The sequence below is a fragment of the Acidimicrobiales bacterium genome, assembly GCA_036399815.1.
GTDB lineage: Bacteria > Actinomycetota > Acidimicrobiia > Acidimicrobiales > DASWMK01 > DASWMK01.
In genome coordinates this window covers 1-18071 of sequence record DASWMK010000185.1, presented here as the reverse complement: position 1 = coordinate 18071, position 18071 = coordinate 1, and the positions used below count along the sequence as shown (strand labels likewise).

Annotated in this window: 15 protein-coding genes; 3 read left to right on the top strand and 12 right to left on the bottom strand. The window is 71.7% G+C overall.

Features of this window, described 5'->3' with window-relative positions:
- Nucleotides 1–56 precede the first annotated feature (56 nt).
- Genes VGB14_13835 through VGB14_13825 form a run of 3 tightly spaced genes read right to left on the bottom strand, consistent with a single transcriptional unit; the run spans nucleotide 57 to nucleotide 7125 of the window.
- Nucleotides 57–5312, bottom strand: a complete 5256-nt coding sequence (locus VGB14_13835) for a DEAD/DEAH box helicase family protein (protein ID HEX9994005.1) — start codon at nucleotides 5310–5312, stop codon at nucleotides 57–59.
- 36 nt (nucleotides 5313–5348) lie between these two features.
- Nucleotides 5349–5690 (bottom strand): hypothetical protein, encoded by a 342-nt coding sequence (locus tag VGB14_13830; protein ID HEX9994004.1) that lies wholly within the window; start codon nucleotides 5688–5690, stop codon nucleotides 5349–5351.
- Nucleotides 5683–7125, bottom strand: coding sequence for a type IV secretory system conjugative DNA transfer family protein (locus VGB14_13825; GenBank protein HEX9994003.1), 1443 nt, complete (start codon nucleotides 7123–7125; stop codon nucleotides 5683–5685). The genes VGB14_13830 and VGB14_13825 overlap by 8 nt, the downstream gene beginning before the upstream one ends.
- 605 nt (nucleotides 7126–7730) lie before the next feature.
- Here VGB14_13825 and VGB14_13820 point away from each other — a divergent pair.
- The gene (locus tag VGB14_13820; GenBank protein HEX9994002.1) at nucleotides 7731–8693 is read left to right on the top strand and encodes a hypothetical protein; all 963 of its coding nucleotides are present in this window, start codon (nucleotides 7731–7733) and stop codon (nucleotides 8691–8693) included.
- Nucleotides 8694–8847: 154 nt separating this feature from the next.
- On the opposite strand, the gene VGB14_13815 is transcribed toward VGB14_13820, so the two are convergent.
- Genes VGB14_13815 through VGB14_13800 form a run of 4 tightly spaced genes read right to left on the bottom strand, consistent with a single transcriptional unit; the run spans nucleotide 8848 to nucleotide 11638 of the window.
- Nucleotides 8848–9291, bottom strand: coding sequence for a hypothetical protein (locus tag VGB14_13815; GenBank protein ID HEX9994001.1), 444 nt, complete (start codon nucleotides 9289–9291; stop codon nucleotides 8848–8850).
- 6 nt (nucleotides 9292–9297) lie between these two features.
- Nucleotides 9298–9954: an NAD(P)H-binding protein gene (locus tag VGB14_13810; GenBank protein HEX9994000.1), complete on the bottom strand. Its 657-nt coding sequence runs from the start codon at nucleotides 9952–9954 to the stop codon at nucleotides 9298–9300.
- A complete protein-coding gene (locus VGB14_13805; GenBank protein HEX9993999.1) occupies nucleotides 9951–10985 on the bottom strand; it encodes an LLM class flavin-dependent oxidoreductase in 1035 nt (344 codons plus the stop codon). Before VGB14_13805 ends, VGB14_13810 begins: the two co-directional genes overlap by 4 nt.
- A 2-nt stretch (nucleotides 10986–10987) precedes the next feature.
- Entirely contained in the window at nucleotides 10988–11638 is a 651-nt protein-coding gene (locus VGB14_13800) for a helix-turn-helix domain-containing protein (GenBank protein ID HEX9993998.1), read from the bottom strand.
- Between the two features lie 21 nt (nucleotides 11639–11659).
- Between VGB14_13800 and VGB14_13795 the strand changes: the two genes are divergently transcribed.
- Entirely contained in the window at nucleotides 11660–12097 is a 438-nt protein-coding gene (locus VGB14_13795; protein HEX9993997.1) for a PPOX class F420-dependent oxidoreductase, read from the top strand.
- On the top strand, nucleotides 12090–12842 hold the full coding sequence (locus VGB14_13790) for a maleylpyruvate isomerase family mycothiol-dependent enzyme (protein ID HEX9993996.1): 753 nt from the start codon (nucleotides 12090–12092) through the stop codon (nucleotides 12840–12842). Before VGB14_13795 ends, VGB14_13790 begins: the two co-directional genes overlap by 8 nt.
- A 408-nt stretch (nucleotides 12843–13250) precedes the next feature.
- Here the strand turns inward: VGB14_13790 and VGB14_13785 are convergent, their stop codons facing one another.
- The 5 genes from VGB14_13785 to VGB14_13765 all read right to left on the bottom strand — a co-directional run bounded on the left by VGB14_13785 (nucleotide 13251) and on the right by VGB14_13765 (nucleotide 18055).
- Nucleotides 13251–14069, bottom strand: a complete 819-nt coding sequence (locus VGB14_13785; GenBank protein ID HEX9993995.1) for a hypothetical protein — start codon at nucleotides 14067–14069, stop codon at nucleotides 13251–13253.
- 353 nt (nucleotides 14070–14422) lie between these two features.
- A complete protein-coding gene (locus VGB14_13780) occupies nucleotides 14423–14686 on the bottom strand; it encodes a hypothetical protein (GenBank protein ID HEX9993994.1) in 264 nt (87 codons plus the stop codon).
- A 440-nt stretch (nucleotides 14687–15126) separates the two neighbouring features.
- Nucleotides 15127–16215 carry a toprim domain-containing protein gene (locus VGB14_13775; GenBank protein HEX9993993.1) on the bottom strand — a complete coding sequence of 363 codons (1089 nt, stop codon included), beginning with the start codon at nucleotides 16213–16215 and terminating at the stop codon, nucleotides 15127–15129.
- A 2-nt stretch (nucleotides 16216–16217) separates the two neighbouring features.
- Complete coding sequence (locus VGB14_13770) at nucleotides 16218–17336, bottom strand: hypothetical protein (GenBank protein ID HEX9993992.1); 1119 nt, start codon at nucleotides 17334–17336, stop codon at nucleotides 16218–16220.
- A gap of 182 nt (nucleotides 17337–17518) precedes the next feature.
- Entirely contained in the window at nucleotides 17519–18055 is a 537-nt protein-coding gene (locus VGB14_13765) for an SCO6880 family protein (GenBank protein ID HEX9993991.1), read from the bottom strand.
- Nucleotides 18056–18071 lie beyond the last annotated feature (16 nt).

The following is an 18071-nucleotide window of genomic DNA, read 5'->3' as shown; positions in this document are numbered from 1 at the left end:
CGTCTCACTGCGTCCCCACCGCCCCGGAGCTTCTCGACCTCACTCGTCTCCGTTCCTCAGCGACCGGCATCGAGCTGCCGTTCCGTCGAGGCGCCGACGCGTCGAAACGCTCCCTCCAGCGGGTGGACAGCCCCGAGGTCGTCGGCGCTACCCGCCGCCGCTTCCAGGCGGTCGGCCAGATCACGCTGCCGCCGCCGGAGGTCGCGGAGGCGGTCCTCGTGCTCGAACGGCCGGCCCAGCCGCTCCGCCGCTGCGTCAGCGGCAGCGGCCGCCTCTGAGGCAGTCGTCTCGTGGCGCAGGACTTCCTCTCCGAGAGAGCGGACGCGGTGCTCGAGGCGGGTGACGAGACGCACCGGGTCATCCAGGCGGAGGTCGTCGGCGGTCACCGAGAAGTCCGACGACGAGCCCTCGACCGAGAGCCGAGCCGACTGCCAACCGAGGGGCTCGACGGTCACCGCGAGACCACCCAAGTCGCCGACGGCGACCGACTCGCCGGCGGCCTCGCGCACGAGGGCTCGCAGTCGGTCCACCATCGCGGCACCAGCCTCGGCTCGCGACGTGTAGCGCTCCCCTCCCACCGTCATCTCGAAGCGGTTCCCTGTCGTGTCGATTCGACGTGACAGCGCCCCGCCGGCGCGTTCCGCCGCCGCCCTCGCCCGTTCGGACCGGGCGCGCTCCTGGGCAACGGTCCGCGTGAGACGCTGCCCGTCCCTGGCGTGGGCCAGGCGAAGCCGCTCGAGCCGGACGACCTCTGCGTCGACCCCCGCCTTCTCGACCAGCAGAGGGTTGCCGGTCGCCAACGCCTTCACCTCGGCGTACGACAGCGCCTGGTCGCCGACGTCGTCGACCGACCGTTCGGTGGTGCCGTGCTGGATCTGGGCGATGAACCGTGCCTTCCGTTCAACGGTTTGCCAAGCGAAGACGTCGAAGCTCTCCTCGGTGGCGTAACGGACGACTTCGACCTGGTCGTGCGGGTTCCCCTGTCGCAGGATCCGGCCCTCCCGCTGCTCGAGGTCCGCTGGGCGCCAGGGGCAGTCGAGGTGATGGAGGGCGACGGCCCGCGCCTGCACGTTCGTCCCGACACCCATCTTCTCGGTCGACCCGACGAGCACCGCGACCCTCCCGTCGCGGCATGCGGCGAACAACTCCGCCTTGGCGCGGTCGTCCCGCGCCTCGTGCACGAAGCGGACCTGCTCACGAGGCACGCCGAGCTGGACGAGCCGTCGGCGAAGCTCCTCGTACACGGACCACTCGCCCGCCTTCGGCGTGCCGAGGTCGCAGAACACGAGCTGCAGGGCGCCCCGCCGGCCTGCTGGTCCGGGCGTGTCGTACACGGCGTCGCAGGTGTCGCCCCAGAGCGCTGCGATGCGGGACGCGGCAGCACCGACCTTCGACGGGTGCTCGGGCGGCAACCCCACGAGCCGGAGGTCGAGCGCAGCGCGTCGGCCGTCCCCGGTGATCTTCAGCATGTTGTCCTCGGATGGCGGGACCTTGCACGCCCGGACCGCCTCGGCACGGCCCGCGAGATCGCCGATGTACCGCTTCAGGCCGGCAGTCGCGGGAACGACGACGGTCTCGGGTCGGCCGCCGGCCAGGCGTGGCAGATCCACGCCCAGTTCCTCCCGCCCGACGACGTCGGCGACCGACCGGTACATCGTGACGAGCTCCGGGACGTTCCTGAACCGCGCGAACCGCGTGGTCATCCGGTAGCTGGCGCCGTCGGGAGACAGCTCGACCGACGAGACCGTCTCGCCGAAGGCCGCGGCCCAGGCGTCGAACGGCTCCACCCCCGAGGCGGCGAGTTGCCCGGGCGCCAGGAACGCCTGCATCACGTGCATCTCGGCGATGCTGTTGGCGATCGGGGTCGCGGTGGCGAACGTGGCGATGCGCCGCCCGCCGCGGGAGCGGAGGAACTCGAGCTTGAGCTCGAGGTCTTCGGCCCTGCGGCTCCCCGCCCCGCTCACACCCTCGATCCGCGTGGGGAACTGGCGGTTCTTGAACAGGTGGGCCTCGTCGACGAAGAGGTAGTCGATCCCCGTCTCTTCGAACGCCACCCCGTCGTCTTTGGCCCTTTCGTCGAGGAGGGCTTCCAGCCGCTGCTCGAGGCGGAGCGCCTGCGTCTCGAGTCGCTTCACCGACAGGCCCTTGCCGGACGCAGACGACGCGGCCGCCTCCCGGAACGCGGCGATCCTCGCCCGGACGAAGTCGGCCCGGAACGCGTGCGACACGGGGATCCGTTCGAACGCCGAGTGCGTGATGACGACGGCGTCCCAGTCGCCTGTGGCGCATCTGGCGGCGAAGTGGCGGCGGGCGGCGGGCGTGGTGTCGTCGCGCCCGGCGAGGAGGACCTGAGCCTGGGGGTAGAGCTGGCCGAACTCGCGGGCGACCTGGTCGAGCATGTGGTTGGGGACGACGATGGCCGGCTTCGCGGCGAGCTGCAGCCGGCGGAGCTCCATCGCGGCCATGACCATGGTGGCCGTCTTGCCTGCACCGACGGCGTGGGCGAGGAGCACCGTCGGCTCCGAGACGATCCTCCACACGGCGTCACGCTGGTGGCGGTGGGGCCGGAAGCCGACGGCCAGCCCAGGCAGCGTGAGGTGCGACCCGTCCCAAGCCGGGGGCACCCAGCGGTTGAACCGCTCGTTGTAGCGGGCGGCCACCGCCGCGGCCCGGTCGCGATCCTCCCAGACCCATGCCGCGAACCGAGTGGATAGCTGCTCCTGCTTGGCGCGCGCCGCGAGCGTCTCCTCGGCGTTGCCGACGCGCCGGCCGTCCACCTCGTCGGTGACGGTCGCCTGCCGCTGGTTCAGCGCAGCAGCCAGGAGGGTGAGGCCGTCGGCCCTGCCGGTGCCCCACTCGCTCGTGAGGGCGACCGTCCGGCGGGTGCCGATCGCGGCCGTGAGCTCCCATGTCGCGGTCAGCGCGTCGTGCTCGACGATCGTCGACGGCGAGGCCAGGACCTCCGCAGCGAACGCCTCGACCTCCGACGCGTCGATCCAGGGCGCACCCGGCCGGGTGTCGATCACGTCGGGCGGGAGGTCGTCGGGCACGACCGCCTCGAGCGCGGCCACGTTGGCCGCCCACCGCTCGTCGCCGGTGAGGGCGCCCCGCGCTTGGGCGAGCTTCGCCCGCACGTCGCCCGAGAGGTAGGTCGGCGCCGGCACCAGGCGCCCCGTCGAGGGGTCCTCCCAGACCGAGCCGTCCAGCCGTTCGCGGGCGGTCCGCTCGTCGACGCCGAGGAGCTCTGCGACCCTGCCGAGATCGGGCTCCCCCCGCTCGTCGAGACACACCGCCAGGGCGTCGGCCGGACTGGCGATGTCCGCATGCTCGGCCGCCGGACCCACGACCCGCCGGCCGAACAGCGGCGCCTTCGCCGACGTGCCCGTGTCCCGGTCGTAGACCTCGAGAGCGAGGAGCGCCGAGAAGCCGGGGTCGGTGCGGAAGCCGCCCATCCGGGGCCGGACGCGACGACCTCGGTCCTCCCCCGTCTCGGCGCCGGTGCGGCCTGAGGCGACGAACGTCGAGCGGTTGAGCGGCCCCCAGCGCCTGGCGTAGGCGTCGTAGAGGTCGTTCAGGCGTTGCAGCGCCGGTAGGTAGCCGTCGTCGGCCGCCGTGGCCTGGCGCGCAAGGAGGTCGAACAGCGCGTCCCGGAGGTCGCACAGGGCGGCGAGCTCCCGCCGGTCGGACGCCGGAGCGGGGGCGTACCGCTCGACACGGCGACCGACGAGCCGCGCGAACCCCGACTCGGTGCGGACGATGCTTCCTTCCCGGTGCCACGGCTCGACGTGCGCCAAGGGGTCGTCGCGCGAACGGCCGCCGGCGGGGTCGGCCTCCGGCAGCCAGGTCGACCTGGTCGCACGACCGTCGCCGACGACGGTGGCGACTGCCGCGCGAAGCGCCCCTGCCGCATCGCGACCGTCACTTCGCACCGTCAGCTCGCGGTCCCGGTACATGCCTCGGCCGAGACCGACCGTCCCGAGGACGAGCTCCGGGCGGGCGGCGATGTACTCGTTCAGGACGACCGGCCCGTCGGCGGTCTCGATCTCGACCGCCTGCTGCCACGGCGGGCCCTGCGCCGGAGCGGCGCCGTCACGCCGGCGGCGCAGGACCAGGAGGTCGATCACGACGTCGGTGCCCGACGACGCCGCGAACGTTCCCGCCGGGAACCGGACGGCGCCGACGAGGTCGGCCAGACCCGCGAGCTCTCGGCGATGCCCGCCGCCCACCGCGTCCAGCGTGTAGCGGGAGGTCAGCGCGACGACGAGCCCTCCGGGTCGCGTGAAGCGCGTCGACTTGACGAGGAAGTGGTTGTGGATGCTGTGCCGGCCGCGATTGTGGACGGGGTCGTGCAGGACGGCCCGCCCGAACGGGACGTTGGCGATGACGAGGTCGACGAGGTCGTCGACACGGGTCCGTTCGAACGGCTCGCACAGGATGGTCGCCTCCGGGTGCAGCAGTCGAGCGATCCGAGCGCTGACCGGCTCCAGCTCGACGCCGACCGCGTCGATCCGCACGTCGTCCGGTACGAACGCGAGGAGGTTCCCACTGCCACAGCCCGGTTCGAGCACCCGGCCGCCGGTGAACCCGAGGCCGGTGGCAACCTTCCACATGGCCTTGCAGACGTCCGCCGACGTGTAGTGGGCGTTGATGGTCGACCGGCGGGCCGCGGCCCACTCCCGGTCGTCGAGCAGGGAGCGGAGCTCGTTCCGCTCGGCGGCCCACTCTCCACTTGCTTCGTCGAACACGGCGGGGACGGCTCCCCACCCGGCCCACCGCCCGAGCACAGCCATCTCGCCGGCAGTCGGCTCCCGGCCCGTGCGCTCGACGTCGAGCAGGACCCGCACGGCGGCGAGGTTGGCCCTGATCTTGGCTGCGCCGCCGGGCGGGGCGAGGTCGCTCTGGTCGCTCGGGCGCCACCGTGGCCGAGGGCGCTCGACGGCCGGCGACTCCCCTAGTCGATCCCCCCGTGCTCCGCCAGGTATTCCGGCAGGACCGCCTCCTCGGCTCGGAGCTGCGCCATCGAGCGCAGACCCACCCTCTCCGTGAGGTCGTCCGGTTCGCCAGCGCTCGTCTCGGCCCGGTAGTACGCCTCCGCCAGGTCGGTCACCTCGTCCGCAATCCGCTGCGCCAGATCCTCGAAGTACCGGTCGGGCTCCGGGATCGAAGCCAGCCGCACCGGGTCCTTCCGGGCGAGGTGGTCCCGGACGGTCGCCGCGTAGCCGTGCATCGTGCGCTCGCCTCCCGGTCGGGGAGTCTTCGAGGAGCGCGTCGAACGTGAGCTGTTCGGGAGCGCTCCGATCCCGTGGCGTCACGCTACCGCTGGACGGCGCGGCGCCTGGTGGTTCCGGTCACCGGCCAGCCTCGCGACCCTTCGACGCGGTGCGATCGCCGGCGGCGACGAGGTCGGCTGCCGCCCGCACCTCGTGCCGCTCGCCGACCCACACCTCGGCCGCCTCGAGCTGCAGCCACCTCGGCCGCATCCCGAGCGTCGCGAGCGCGGTCGACAGCGTCGGGTCGTCCGCCGTGGCACCGACCACGACGATCGCGACCACCCGGGCGGGGTCGAACACGAGCTCCACTGGCCGCCGCCCGAGGTGGCCGGCGGCCGCGACCTGGTACCCGGCGGACGCCGGCTGATCCCCGGCGGAGCGGAGGTACCCGCCCGGCACCGGCTGCTCCGCCTCACCCACGGCGGGAACGTCGGCCGCGCCGGCCGCGCGACGGCGGGACGGCGCCGGCCGCCCGCGCGCGAAGTGAGCGCTCGGCGTACCAGGGCCGGGTTCGCACGTGGATCGGCGGCAGCGTCCCGTGGACGAGGACGGCGTCGCCCGGCCGCATCTGCCGGACGACGTGGGCCGGGGCGAGCTGGACCTCGGTGCCGGCCTGGGTCACCGAGCCGCGGCGGCTCCCCAGGCCGGTGTCGGTGGAGCGCTGGAGGGTCGCCGCCTGCTCCTGCCCGAGGAGCCGGGCGACGGTGTCGAGGCCACCTAGGTCGGACATCGAGGCGTAGAACAGCTTCGACAGGTGGTTGGTCAGGATCGACTCGGCCTGCTCGCGGTACGTGGCGTCGATCTGCGCCCGCGACTGCCAGACCGTCACCAGCAGGATCCCGAGACCGGCGACCGTCGAAGCGAGCTCCGGGAGCGACCGGAGCGGCGTGTTACCTGCCTCGTCGAGGACGACCAGGAGCTGCGGGTCAAGCGGCCGGCCGGTCGCCGCTACCCGCGCGAACGCCTGCTTCAGGATGTCGTTGAGCAGGCCCCCGAACGCCGGCGCGAGGCGCCGCTGGTCCTCGAGCGGGGCGCAGAGGTACGCCGTGTTCGCCTCGGTCAGGAGCCAGTCGAGGTCGATGTCGCACGTCCGCGCCGACTCGGCGACGCCCGGGTCGGCCCACGGCCACACGACGGTCTGCGCGGTTGCGTACACCGACGAGCGGGTCCGGTCCTCGAGCTGCCAGACGGCCAGGAGCGCCTTCGTCGCCGCCTCGGCGTGCGGGACGATCGCCTCGTCCCCGGATCTCAGCAGCGCCTCGAGCAGCACGCGCACGACGCCGGGCGTCTCCTCCGTCGGGCGGTCCTGGGTGAGCACCCACTCGACGACGTCGCCCATCGCCATCCCCGGCGTGATCGCCGCGACCCAGAGCAGGCCGGAGAGGAGGATCTCGGCCTGCGCCAGCCAGAAGTCGTCGCCCCCCTCGCGACCGGTGCGGGGAGCGGCGTCGACGAGGACGCGAGCGGCACGCTGCGCCCCGAAGGTCGTGCGGGCGTCGCGCAGTGGGCTCCAGCCAGCGGCCGCCGCCCCGGTGCAACCCGTCGGGTCGTAGACGCGGACCTCCCCGATCGACGAGCGCCACCGCCGCGTCGCCTCCAGCAGGTCGTTCTTCACCGACGAGAGGACCGCCGGCCCGTCCCACTCGAGCACCCCGCTTATGACCGCGGTCGTCTTCCCGCACCTCGACGGACCGATCAGCGCGACGGCCCCCCTGTCCGCCCGCCGACTGCTCCCGGGACCGCGCCGGGCGGCCGCGCCCGATCGGTTCTCGGTGGCCAGAAGGTGCCCGCCGGGGACGGAGCGGCCGAGGATGAAACGCCCGGGCTCTGCGCGGCCGACCAGGAGTGCCGCCATCTGCCGCCGTCTGGTGGCGAATCGGGCCTGCGTGTCGACACCGAGCCGTCGCCGACGCTCGAGGCCCCACCGCCGACGCGGCCACTTGACCGCCGCGGACAACCCGACCGCGAGGATCGCCGCCGCGATCGCAGCTGTCGCCGCCCAGTAGGCCCCCGGCCCCGGGAGGCCGGACCTCCACGGTTGGGGCCACGCTGCGCGCGGATCGCCGAGCGTCGTCGGTAGCAGGCGGGCGGCGAGGACGACGTCGTCGATCGGCGGGCGGACGAGCCCGCCCCCGGTAGTTGCGATGGCCAGCACGGCACCCGCCCACACGACGACGAGGACCGCGCCGAACACGCCGGCGGCGAGGAGGACCAGTGCGCCGAAGACGTCCGAGTCGTCGGGTGCCACGTCGAGCCCAAGCCGGCGGCGCGCGCCCGACCGGACGCAGGCGAGGGCGCGCCTCCTTCGCGCGACGAGTCGAGCGAAGCGAGGGCGTCGCACGACCCCGAGGCCGACGCCGTGGTCGTTCGCCCGGCCGCCCACCAGGCGCGCCGCGCGAACCAGTGAGCGAAGCGCGTGTCCGACCCTCCGGAGGTCCTCGTCCTCCCAGGAGTCAGCCCGTGCCGATCGACACCCGCCCGTTCGACCGCGAGTGGGACCGCCTCACTCACAGCCGCGAGGCCTCGTACGCCCTCGCTCAGTGGCGAGACGAACCACTCCTCGCCGCCGAGTTCCTCGACGATCTCGTCGACCGCACGCTGTCGGCGCCACCCGCGACTGCGGACGCTGTGCTCGCCGCTCTCGTGCGACAGGCCCTTGCCGGCGACAAAACGGCCCCCATGGTCCTGCTGCGCTGCCTCAAGCCGGGGCTGAGCGCCCTCGCCGTACGGCTCGCGTGGACCCCGGAGCGAACCTCGGTGTTCGACGACCTCGTCGCGCTCGCCTGGGAGCGGATCGTCACCTACCCGATCGACCGCAGACCGTCGAAGATCGCGGCGAACGTCGTCCTCGACGTGAGGAAGCGCTACGTCGCCGCGCTGACGCCCCCGTCCGGCGAGCTACTCGTCGACGACGTCACAAAGCACGCGCCGAGGGATCGCTCTGCCGAGCAGGCGGCGCTCGAGGGGATGCACCACCAACGTGGCCGCGACGATGGACTCCGCGCGCTCGTCGACGGGGCCGTGTCCGCGGGGGCACTCACGGCGGCGACGGCAGACCTCTTCTGGCGCTGCCGTGTGCTGAACGAGGATCCGAGTGCCGTCGCCGCTGCTACAGGCGTCAGCGTCGACAGCCTCCGCCGGAGATGCCACCGGGCGGCGAGCGTCCTCGCCGGCAGGCTCGGCATGCCGAGCGGAACGCGCCGCACGCGCACGGCGGGTTCCCTCTCCCCCGACGTGAGGGCGGCCGTCGTCCGATACGCCCTCGATCACCCCGACCACGGTCCCCGAACCATCGCCACACGTCTCCGGTGGGTACAGCACGGCGGGCACGTCGACAGCCACGGAAGCGTGCACCAGATGCTTCGCGACGCTGGGCTGAGCACGCGAGAACGCCGGCGAGCAAGCCGCGATCAGGCGGCATGACGGCTCACGGACACACCGGCACATCACACCAGAACGTCTTCACTGAGGATCATGACGTTGGGGGTTCGAAGCCTCCGAGCCCCCGCATCTCCCGTCGCCAAGTCGTGCTCAGCGCCACGCCGCACGTTCTGCATGCAGTCAAAGGGAGCCCTCGTCAGCTCGGCAGCACCGGTTCGAGGTCGAACGCATCCGGTCTCTCAGCCGTGGCCACGGGCCGCCGCCGTGGGCTACGTAGTACGTCGGACGCCGGGTCGTCATGGCTAGGCGGTGAGAAGTCGCAGGACGAGCACGGCGGCCGACAGGAGAAGCGGGACCGCCGGCATGGCGAGGCCGTTGGTGTCGCCGACGCGGAGGTGGCCGACCGCGGCTCCGACGAAGTAGGCGACGAGACCGGCGGCTGCGGCGACGCCGAGCGGCGCGAGCCGCAACCCAGGATGCCGGCCGCGCCGGCGACCTCGAGACCGGCAAGGACCGGGAAGTACCGCTCGTCGACGCCGACGGCAGTGCGGACCTGTTCATCCTTCTGGATCTTCTTCATGGCGGAGCCGGCGACGGTGACGGCCAGCACGACGGTGACGATAACCAGAGCGATGAACATCGTTGGTCAGTTGCTGATGGCCGGGGCGGCCTGGCGGTAGCGGTCGTCAGTGAGCTGGCCGACGAGGAAGACGGCGATGTCGGCGCGTGTCATGGCGGAGCCGACCTTGTCGACGCCGAGGAACCCGGATCGGGTCGTGTTCTTGGCGGGTGCGTCGTTCGGGCTGGTGATGCGGGCGATCGTCCAGTCGAGGGTCGAGCTGCGGACGGCGTCGGTCATGCCGTTGAGCTCGACGAGCGCGTTCGGGAACGCGAACCGGGGCAGCGTCCGTAGGACCTTCGCCTTGAACGTCGGGCGGTCGCGGTCGGCGGCGACGGCGGGAGTGGCGAGTCCGATGTAGCGGCGGACGCCGGCGGCTTCCATCGCCTTGACGATGTTGCGGGTCCCGTCGGTGACGGGAGTGCCCGTGGTGGTCCGCTTGAGCGTCGGGCCGAGGGCGCTGACGACTGCGTCGGCACCCTGTACGGCCCGGGCGATCGCGGCCGGGTCGTTGAGCTCGCCTTCGACGACAGTGAAGTCGGGATGGGCGACGTCGAGTTTGGTGGGGTTGCGGACGTAGGCGGTGACGTGGTGCCCTGCGGCGAGCAGCTGGTCGACCACCTGGCGGCCGATGTGGCCGGAGGCACCGAAGACGGTGACGTTGAGGGGGTTGGTGGTGGTCATCGCTGGTCGAGCTCCTTGCGGATCTGGGGGAGGACCTCGGTGCCGAGCAGCTCGATAGCCTCGAGGAAGGTCGCGTGCGGCATGCCGCCGACGTCCATCTGGAGAATCTGGCGGCTGTGGCTCAGGAGGTCGTGGAGGTGCAGGATGCGCTCGGCGACCTCGTTGGGGCCGCCGGCGAAGACCATGCCGCCGGCCTCGTAGTTCGCATCACGTCCGACGGGCGGTGCCATGCGCCGGCCGATCTCGGCCGAGCCGGTGACGAACATGCGCTGCTCGTGCTCGAGGTAGGTGCGCTTGGCGTCCCGGTCGTTCTCGGCGACGAAGCCGTGGACCGCGACGGCGATGTCGGCGTCGTCTGCGAGGTGGCCGGACCGTGCCCACGCGTCGCGGTACGCGACGCCGTACTGCGCCCAGTGCTGGGCGGTGCCGCCGAGGATGCCGAGGAACATCGGGACGCCGAGCTCGGCCGCCCGGTAGACGGACTCGGGGCTGCCGCCGGTGCCTAGCCAGATCTTGAGCGGCTGCTCGGGGCGGGGCAGGACGAGCGTGTCGACGAGCGGCCGCTGCCGGTGGGGGCCGTTCCAGCTGATGCGCTCGCCCCGGTTGACCGCGAGGAGCAGGTCGAGCTTGGAGGCGAAGAGCATGTCGTAGTCCCGCTCGTCGAGGTCGAAGAGCTGGAAGGTGATGTCGGAGGAGCCCCGTCCGGCGACGACGTCGATCCGTCCCGGCGCGATGGCAGCCGCGGTGGCGAGCTGTTCGAACACCCGGATGGGCTCGTCGGTCGACAGCACGGTCACCGTCGTGCCCAGCTTGATGTGGTGCGTCGACGCCGCGGCCGCGTTCACCATCGCCGTCGGCGACGACAGTGGCATCGACGGCGTGTGGTGCTCGCCGAAGCCGAAGTAGTCGAGGCCGACCTCCTCGGCGACCTGCACGGCTTCGAGCGCGTCGCGGATCGCCTGAGCAGTCGGGCCGCCGGCCGGCGTGTTGCCGAACGTATACACGCCGAGTTCGAACGGCTTGTCGGTCATGGTCATCGTTCCTTTCGTGCGCCGAGTCGGCGCTCGCCGTTGCGTCGCATGGCGAATCGCATGCGGCGGGGGCTCGGGGGCAGGGGTCCAGGAGTCGCGGCCGAGGCGCGGAACCCGTCGAGCAGGACGTGCACCAGCCGCGCCGACGCCTCGGCGGTGATGCCGTGGGCGCGTTCGACGAGCCCTGCGTTCGCCATCAGCAGCAGCACCACGTCGACGGTCGTGAAGTCCTCGCGGAGCACGCCGGCGGCGTGCGCCCGGTCGACGAGGCGGACGAGATCATCGAACGCCCGAGACCGGAGCCGCTCGACCTCGGGCGCCGTCGACACGTCCATCGTGACCAGATCAGCGATCCCGCGATCCGACGCCTGCATGGCGCCGACGGACCGGACGTAGGCGGCGAAGCCCTCCCACGGATCCTCCACATCGAGCGCCGCTTCGACCGCTGCGACGTGCTCCGCCATGCGGTCAGCGAAGACGGCCTCGACGAGGTCAACCCGGGTCGGGAACCGCCGGTACAGCGTGGCGTTGCCGGTGCCGGCCCGCTTCGCGATCTCATCCAGCGGCGCGTCGAGCCCGTGCTCGGCGAACACGGCACGAGCGGCGGCCACGATCGCCTCGCGGTTGCGAACCGCGTCGGCCCTGAGCTGCATGGATCCCATAACCATCAGAAAGTGGGGAACATTCCCCGTTTTCCCGGGGTTGGACGACGCGTGACCTCCAAGACCGACATCCCCCCTACCCACGCGGACCTGCTCGGCCCGAACACCGCGGTGCTGACCACCGTCGGCGCCGACGGGCTTCCTCAGTCCACCGCCGTCTGGTTCGTGGTCGACAACGACGGCACCGTGAAGACCTCGATCCTCACGTCGCGGCAGAAGTACAGGAACCTCGCCCGCCACCCGAAGGCGACCCTGTTCATCCTCGACCCCGCCAACCCGTACCGGACCCTCGAGCTCCGCGCCGACGTCGAGCTCACGCCCGATCCCGACAAGACGCTGCTGCCGAGGTTCGCCGAGCGCTACAACGTTCCCGTGGAGGTCCTCGAGCAGTCAGGCGACGACCGCGTCATCGCCACGCTGACCCCCGTTCGCGTCGTCGCCAATGGCTGACGCGCGCGTCGACGCTCTCCGCTCCTCCGTCGCCCGGCTCCACGGCCTGGCGGTCGACATGAGCGACGCCGACCTCACTCACCAGGCATTCCCGACCGAGTGGACGATCGCCGACGTCCTCTCCCACCTCGGCTCGGGCGCCGTGATCACGCAGCGTCGACTCGAAGACGCGCTCGTCGGCACCGACACGCCCGACGACTTCGCGCCCGGCGTCTGGGACACGTGGAACGCCAAGGACGCTGTCGCCAAGCGGGACGACGCGCTCGCCGCCGACGCCGAGCTGCTCGCCCGCATCGACGCCGTGACCAGCGACGAGCGCGCCGTGTTCAGCTTCTCGATGGGACCGATGAGCCTCGGCTTCGACCAGTTCGTTGCCATGCGCCTCAACGAGCACGCCTTGCACACCTGGGACATCGAGATCGTCCGCGATCCGACCGCGATCATCCCCGACTCGGTCGCCGAGCTCGTCGTCGACAACCTGGACCTCGTCGCCCGCTTCACCGCGAAGCCAACCGGCGACACGATCAGTGTCACCGTGCACACGAGCGGCGCGGAGCGAACCTTCGCCGTGGAGCTCACACCCGAGACGGTGACCTTCGGGCCGTCGACCGCAACCGCTGACGTCGAGCTGCCAGCGGAGGCGTTCGCTCGGCTGGTGTACGGACGACTCGATCCGGCCCACACCCCACCCGGCGTCGAGTCGACCGCAGTCGCCCTCCTGCGGCGGGTATTCCCGGGCCCGTAACCGCGAGCACACGACGCGAGGAGGGGTTGCACCCCGAGGGCGCGCTTCGGCTGACAGCGCGGTGACGACGATCGGTGACATGACGCAGCGTTCGCCACCCTGCTCGGCGCCGCCGAAGTCCGTCGGAGCACAGCCCGGCACACATCAACGCCTCGACCACTGGCTAGTTCCCCGACGGAGAGCGGGCTGCCAAGGTTTCGATCAACATCCGGCAGTACGTCGCCGCAGCACCGACTGCCAGGTGAGCGTGACGCGGCGCGAGTCCGACCACGGCGGAGGTTCATCCGTGGTCAGGGCCGTATTGGTTCCGCAGATCCGCGACGCCTATCGCCAGTTGCGAGAGGTTCGGGAGGATTCGCTTCGGGATCTCCACGCCGGGCTTCGTGGCGCGAGTGAATCCGGATGCAGCTAGTACACCTTGGCGAAACTCGGGTTGACCGATGAATCGGTCAAAATGGGGTCTACCTCCAACTCGGGGAACACCGCGTCACTGATGCATGCCCGTATGTCGTTGAGCCAATAGTAGGCGTCCCTGCCGCGGAGCCGGGCGGGTTCCTTGAGGCTTATCGCGAAGCTGAGGTTGACCTGCATGTCCACTTTCGCGAGATGGGGGGGGACGACCAACTCGAAGAAGGGTGTGCCCGGTTCCAATATGTTTGCGATGTAGCGGCCCTGGACCCCAGGTTCGTACACGTAGGAGTGGTGGCTTGGCGTCCCTATTCCGATGAGTGCGAATCGGTGCTTGTCCCGGTCAGACAGTTCTCGGAGGATGGACAGTGGGTGCCACTCGGGTTCCTCCTCAGTCTTGTATGGCTGCAACCGTTGGACGCGTGCCTGCACCCGAGCGGGCAGATAGGCGATCGCTCCCCGCCGCCTCGCTTTCCGAAAGTCCGTCTTGTAGCCCGCGATCGGGAAGAACGGCCTATTGGCCTCGTCCGGGGTCAGGAGTCGTCTGCAGTGCAGTTCGGAGAGGCTGTAGATGAGGTTGTCGAGGGTCGCCCGGAAGTTGTGGAGGCAGTCGCCGAAGATGAGGCCGAGCGCGGGGTCAACCGGCGGGAGGTCGGCATCGGGGTCCAACGCCCACTGCCGACGGCAACCCCCGTCCTTGTGTTCGACTCTCAAGGGGGGATAGGCGTAAGCCTCCCGGAGGGGCGCAAGGGAGCTGTTCAGGAGTTCGAGGTGCTGGCAAGCCCACGCAAACCGGCGGCGGCACTGCTCAATGCTCATGGGCGCTCAGAGAGCGGTCAGGCCGCGGAAGGAGCGCACCGATCGTGAGTCTGCTGCGCTTCTCGGGCGTTGTCGAGCGCCACCGCGACCGAGCGAGGATCGTTTGATCGGCGTGCAGCCGCACCCGCTCCAGCCGCGGCACCCGCAGGGCCGGGACGCCAAAGCTGTGCTTCAAGCGGCCGAACTCCCAATCGATGGCGCCGCGCTGCCGGTGGGCTTCCACCAACGGTCAGTGCCGCGGGTACCAGCGTGTGCAGCCGGTCGGCGTTGACCCATCGGGAGGCCGGTCGGCATTCGCCGGAAGGGCAGCGCCACTTGGACGCCTGCCGATTGAAGTCAGAGCCGGCGAACGTCTAGGTGCCGTGCTCGCACTCGGGCGGCCGGTCCTTCCCGGCGCGGACGACGGGCGTCTGGCGGAGGGGGGGATGATCGGCCGGACGCCCTGGCTCGCCCTCGTCGTAGACCGGGTCGACGTCGTCGCCCTTGTCCGCGATCACGTGCTTCAGGTCTATGCCGACGGACCGGGCCGCGTCGAGCAGCACCCGGGACGACGGGTGCCAGTACGTCCCGAGCGGACCGACCCGCCACGCGACCGGGAGGCCGGTCGTCGCGCACATCGCGACGTGGAGCTTGTAGCCGTAGTAGCCGCCACCCTTGCGGGTGCTGATCGAAGAACGGTGCGCCCCACGAGGCGTCCGGGTGGGAGAACACCGTGCGCCCCTGGCCCGCCATTGCTGAGGAACCTCTGTCCGTTGGCGTAGGCCGGCATGTCCGACCCGTCGATGGCGACCGTCGTGCCGAGGCCGGGGTGGTGCTCGTGCAGCGCGGCGATCACGCGGTCGAGCGTGTCGGCCAGCAGGTCGGAGAACCACCGCTCCGGCCGAGTCCGGCAGAGCCTCCGCCGCGAGCAGCTTAGTGAGCGGCGCACGTCCTTCGAGGTCTGAGGTGCCGACAGCTTCGCCGGATCGCAAAGCACCGGCGCTCCGACAAGCACCGGCCGCGCGTCAACGCTGCGACGTGTTACGCAGTTTGCGCGCTAAGACGCCTCGGCTTGACATCAACGGGATCTCGATGTGGAGCGACCTAGCGTCGTCGCTGCGTGGTTAATTGCCGTCCGTAGAGTCTGTGGGAATGCGGGGCCGGCTTGCCGAGACCACGAACTGAGGTCGCACCCGTTACGCATGGGGAGGGCGATGATGTTTCGGGATCCAACCTCCTCCAACATGCGGCTCAGTGACGCGTTGCCCGCGGCGCCGGCCGCGTCTCCGTCGAGGGCAAGCACTAAGGGACCCGGCCCCCGAGCGAGGCGTAGCGCCACCGCCGCATTCGGCATCGCCGCACCGAGCAACGCGACGGACGGCAGACCCGCACTGGCAGCCGTCAATGCGTCGCAGAGCCCTTCGGCGACGACCGTCGGAGCGTCGCGAGCGGTCGCGTCGATGAGGACGACCTCTGCGACCCGGGGGTTCGGTCCGAAGCGCCGAGCCGCCGGACTCGTGTACTTCGGGCCGCTGCTACTGAGGCGCCTGAGCTGGACGTAGCGCACGTCCCCGTCCTCGAGGACCGGGAAGGTGACGCCCCTCCCCCTCGGAAGGCCGTCGGCACGTGCGAGCACCGCCGGGCCCGGGTCGGCACCGACGCGGTTAACGCACAGGACGTCCGGATCGAGGCGCCGCGTTTCGACCAGCCACCGGCGCATTGGGTTCCCGGCCGGTGACCAGAGGTGCTCCTCGCATGCCTCCACGTAGGCGAGGAGGTCATGCCGGGCGTCGTCCGAGAGCACACTCCCCTCGTTGGCTTGGCCGGGCGCCGCCCCGCGGCGCTGGGCCGGCGTGCCGGGCGCGACGGGGCGAATGCCGGCGCGGGCGGCGAGGTGCTCGAGAGCCTCCGCGACGGTCATGCCTCTGGCGGTGACGAGGAGGTCGATGGCCGTGCCCGACGTTCCCGTCGCCCAGCAGGTCCACCGCTCGACCCCACGGTGGGTCCGGAAGATCGTCATGGGTGGCGTCTTCCCGGTCTGCGGGTGCCCGGGCACGGGCGACGGCCAGCGAGCGCCGGTTCCCGAGCCCTTGTGGCCGCCGAGGAGCTCGTCGGCGAGCTGCCCGAGGTCGACGCGAGCGAGGATCGCGTCGCGGTCGTACCGCACGGCTACGCGGCCGACGTGCTCGACCGCATGCGTCCGTCGGTGTCGACGAGGCCGTCCTCGCCGGGTCCGACGACGTGGGCGACGACGGCCGTGCGCTCGCCGAGCCGCCACAGCGCCCGACCCCGAACGAGGCGGCGGACGACCTCGCGCTCGACCTCCCGGAGCCCGAGCAGCTCACCTCCGATCCCGGCGACCTCGCCGGGCGCCTGGCGGAAGACGACCTTGGTCGCGGTGTCGGCGAGGAGGCCGGCGGCGATCTTCGCCGTCGCCGACCCATCGTCGGCCTGGGCGGCGAGGTCGCTCGGCCGGTGGGCGACGGCGATGTTGGCGACGCCGTAGGAGCGGCCGAGCTTCCAGGACGACTGGAGGTAGCGCGCCATGCGGAGGTTGCCGAGGAGCCAGTAGGCCTCGTCCAGGACCTGCACCCACTGGCGTCCTGTCCCCGACGCCATCCGCTCGGTGAGCCATCCGTGCGTCGCCGCCATCACGAGTGGGAGGGCCTGGCGGTCGGAGTGGACGGCCGACAGGTCGAGGACCAGTCCGGGGCCGTCCCAGTCGACGCGAACGGTCGACTCGCCGTCGAACATGCCCCGGAGGCTCCTGCTCAGGAGGCGGTCGAGCTCGAAGAAGACCGGCTCCGCGGCCCGGACGAGCTCGTCGGTGCCCTTGTGGCAGCGTTCGGCCATGTGCGCCGTCGGCGTCCGCAGGAGGGCCGCCACGTCGGCGAGGGTCGGCGGCGTCGTTCGCCGTGCCCCTCGGCTGGCCTGCTCGACGGCAGCCCAGAGCACGGCGTCCTCGAGGGCGGTGAGGGGGCGGTCGAGCATGGTGCCGACGAGGGCGGCGACCATCTCGGCTCGGCGGCCGGCCTGCCGTTCGACCTCGTGGCCGTCGGTCGCCGCGTCGCCGTCCAGCGGGTTGATTCGGGTCGAGCCGCCCGGCGCGAGACGCACGACGTCGAAACCGAGCGCCTCGGCGAGCGCGAGGTACTCGCCCTTGGGATCGCAGACGGCGGTCCAGCGCTTCGCGCCGTAGACCGCCGTCTGGCGGTACAGGTAGGACTTGACCAGCGAGCTCTTCGCGTTGCCCGGCTCTCCCATCACCCAGACGTTCGGGTTCGTCACCAAGCCGGCGTCGTACGCCTCGAAGGGGTCCCACACGAACGACGCGCCACCGGCGGTGACGTTCGTTCCGAGGTAGACGCCCCGGTCACCGAGGGGCGCCTGGACAGAGCACGGGTACAGGCTGCAGACGTGCGCCGTCGTGCCCCGGTGCCTGGGTAGCCGCAGCAGGGGCCGGCGTCGCCTCACCCGGTCACCATCCGGCCGAGTCCCAGGCCGAGGGGGAGGCTGGCCGTGTACGCGAGGTCCTGTCGCCCGTAGAGCGGCCGCAGGTCGACGCCGTGCTCGCGTGCGAGTTGCTCGACCGCGTCACACCCACGCTCGAGGGCGTCGACCGAGCTCGCGGTCACCCGGAGCAGACCGGCGTAGGCAAGCTCGGCGTGGCCCGCGACGAGCTCCTGCTCGCGCTCGGCGACCGCCTGCTGGGCGCGACGGTGATGGGCGTCGACGCGGCGGCCCTTCTCTTCACGGACGGCGGCGTCCGACTCCAGCTTGATCGCCTCGCGGTCGACGCGCCGCCGGCTGACCGACGGCGCGACCGGTTCGAGGACGACCGTCAGCTCGCGGCGCACCGCAGTCGCCTCGTCCACGCAGCCGTCCCAGGAGAGGATCGGCTCGAGCCAGGCCGGGTGTCGCCCTGACCGTGGCCACGAGGCGACCCAGTAGGTGGTGTGCCAGGCGTCGTCGATGCGGATCCGCCGCCAGCCGTCGTCGGCGGCCATCGGCCCTGCCGACTCG

Excerpts from the sequence above, each read along its gene's own strand:
- VGB14_13825 (HEX9994003.1), bottom strand. The coding sequence starts at position 7,125 with ATGGCGGCACTCCTGGTCGGCCGCGCAGAGCCCGGGCGTTTCATCCTC.
- VGB14_13815 (HEX9994001.1), bottom strand. The coding sequence starts at position 9,291 with ATGTTCATCGCTCTGGTTATCGTCACCGTCGTGCTGGCCGTCACCGTC.
- VGB14_13810 (HEX9994000.1), bottom strand. The coding sequence starts at position 9,954 with ATGACCACCACCAACCCCCTCAACGTCACCGTCTTCGGTGCCTCCGGC.
- VGB14_13805 (HEX9993999.1), bottom strand. The coding sequence starts at position 10,985 with ATGACCGACAAGCCGTTCGAACTCGGCGTGTATACGTTCGGCAACACG.
- VGB14_13800 (HEX9993998.1), bottom strand. The coding sequence starts at position 11,638 with ATGCAGCTCAGGGCCGACGCGGTTCGCAACCGCGAGGCGATCGTGGCC.
- VGB14_13790 (HEX9993996.1), top strand. The coding sequence starts at position 12,090 with ATGGCTGACGCGCGCGTCGACGCTCTCCGCTCCTCCGTCGCCCGGCTC.
- VGB14_13785 (HEX9993995.1), bottom strand. The coding sequence starts at position 14,069 with ATGAGCATTGAGCAGTGCCGCCGCCGGTTTGCGTGGGCTTGCCAGCAC.
- VGB14_13780 (HEX9993994.1), bottom strand. The coding sequence starts at position 14,686 with ATGTGCGCGACGACCGGCCTCCCGGTCGCGTGGCGGGTCGGTCCGCTC.
- VGB14_13765 (HEX9993991.1), bottom strand. The coding sequence starts at position 18,055 with ATGGCCGCCGACGACGGCTGGCGGCGGATCCGCATCGACGACGCCTGG.